1 protein-coding gene is annotated in these 1,858 nt (G+C 42.4%); it reads left to right on the top strand.

The genetic code is table 11. The features are described 5' to 3' along the window. Positions 1-116: 116 nt before the first annotated feature. Positions 117-1,619, top strand: coding sequence for a DEAD/DEAH box helicase (locus H6F92_RS00260; protein WP_012266720.1), 1,503 nt, complete (start codon positions 117-119; stop codon positions 1,617-1,619). The last annotated feature ends 239 nt before the right edge of the window (positions 1,620-1,858 follow it).

Here is a 1,858-nt window from a genome sequence, read left to right as displayed (position 1 = left end):
ATAACTGATAACTGATAACTGATAACTGATAACTGATAACTGATAACTGATAACTGATAACTGATAACTGATAACTGATAACTGATAACTGATAACTGATAACTGATAACTGAAAAATGCGCTTACCCACCCTCAAATATGAGCGAGGAACCTTAATTCTTCATCCACCACCAAAAGGGAAAAAATGGCTAGATTTTGCCACTTGGGATGATCGTATCGAAAGATTTCGCATTTTGGCCATTCATTATCGTCCTCTCGTGGAAACCCTACAGGAGGAGGGCATTAACTTCCAAGATGAAGCAAAAGCTTTCAACAATTTAGAATTAATTGCCAGTTTTGAACGGGAACCCTACCCCCACCAAACGGAAGCGTTAATCGCTTGGAAAAAATCCCAGAGAAGGGGTGTTATCGTCCTTCCCACCGCTGCCGGCAAAACCTATCTTGCCCAATTAGCTCTACAATCGACTCCCCGCAGTACCTTAATTATCGTGCCGACTATTGATTTAATGCACCAGTGGTATGCCCAGATGTTGGCGGCTTTTCCCGATGCCGAGGTGGGATTATTAGGGGGAGGTTCTAAGGATAATAGTGCTATTTTAATCGCCACCTATCAAAGTGCGGCAATTTATTCAGAAACTCTTGGCAATCGTTACGCTTTTTTGATTTTTGATGAATGTCATCATTTACCATCGGATTTCTTTCGGAAAATAGCGGAAGATTCGATCGCACCCTATCGTTTAGGCTTAACAGCAACACCGGATCGCGGTGATGGTAGTCATCAGGATTTAGATTATCTTATTGGTGCAATTGTTTATCAAAAAAGTCCCCAAGACTTGTCAGGAAAAGCCCTAGCGGATCATGAAATAATTCAAATTAAAGTGAAACTATCTGCCAAAGAACAGGAAAAATATCAAGAAGCAATTAAAATTCGCAATGATTTTTTAAGAAGAAATAATCTCAGTTTGTCCGGTTTAGATGGTTGGCAAAATTTTGTCATGATTAGTGCCAGAAGTAGCGAAGGGCGCCGGGCCATGTTAGCGCACCGGGAGTCGAAGGAAATATCCTCCGGAACCCAGGGAAAATTGCGGGTTTTAGCCGAGTTAATCTGTGAACACCATCCGGAACCAATTTTGATTTTTACCAACGATAATGCCACAGTTTACCGCATTTCCGAGAGCTTTTTAATACCTGCCATAACCCATCAAACTCCCGTGAAAGAACGCCATGAAATCCTGACCCGTTTTCGTCAGGGAGAATACAAAATTCTGGTGACTTCCCATGTTCTTAATGAAGGGGTTGATGTGCCGGAAGCGCGCATCGCGATTATTTTATCGGGAACCGGTTCCACCAGGGAATATATTCAGCGTTTAGGACGGGTTTTAAGAAAAGGCCAACAAGAGGATAAACGGGCGATTTTGTATGAAGTGATAGCCGAAAATACCACGGAGGAAAAAACCTCCCAACGACGACGGGGAGAGCAGAAAAATAAAACTAGCTATAAAACCGGTAATCGACAATTGGAATTATTGCCTTCTCCTCCGAAAAAATCTTTTTCTTTCCCGAAAGCTGCCGAATCTTCTACCCCTTGGGTAAGTTCTCCAGAGTCCGAGGAAGAATAAAAAATTTCTCTGGGGGATTTTCCTCTATAATAAAGGTAAGTAGGTAGGTGTTAAAAGTTGTCAGATCCCCCCCTTATCAAGGGGGGCAGGGGGGATCCCCCCGCCTATCGGCACCCCCCTTATCAAGGTAGGGTCGTTTCATTCTCGCAAATGTCATTCAATCAAATCCTTATCTGGCAAGGTTTTCAGTCAATTTCTCAGAACAAATATCTGAAAAATTTTTAAAATGCCTTGCTTTG

It is taken from the genome of Microcystis wesenbergii FACHB-1317, assembly GCF_014696875.1.
In the GTDB taxonomy this organism is placed as follows: domain Bacteria; phylum Cyanobacteriota; class Cyanobacteriia; order Cyanobacteriales; family Microcystaceae; genus Microcystis; species Microcystis wesenbergii_A.
The sequence above is the reverse complement of the archived record's forward strand: the minus strand, read 5'-3'. Positions and strand labels throughout refer to the sequence as shown.

Coding starts and splice junctions, on each gene's coding strand:
- H6F92_RS00260 (WP_012266720.1), top strand. CDS start 117: ATGCGCTTACCCACCCTCAAATATGAGCGAGGAACCTTAATTCTTCAT.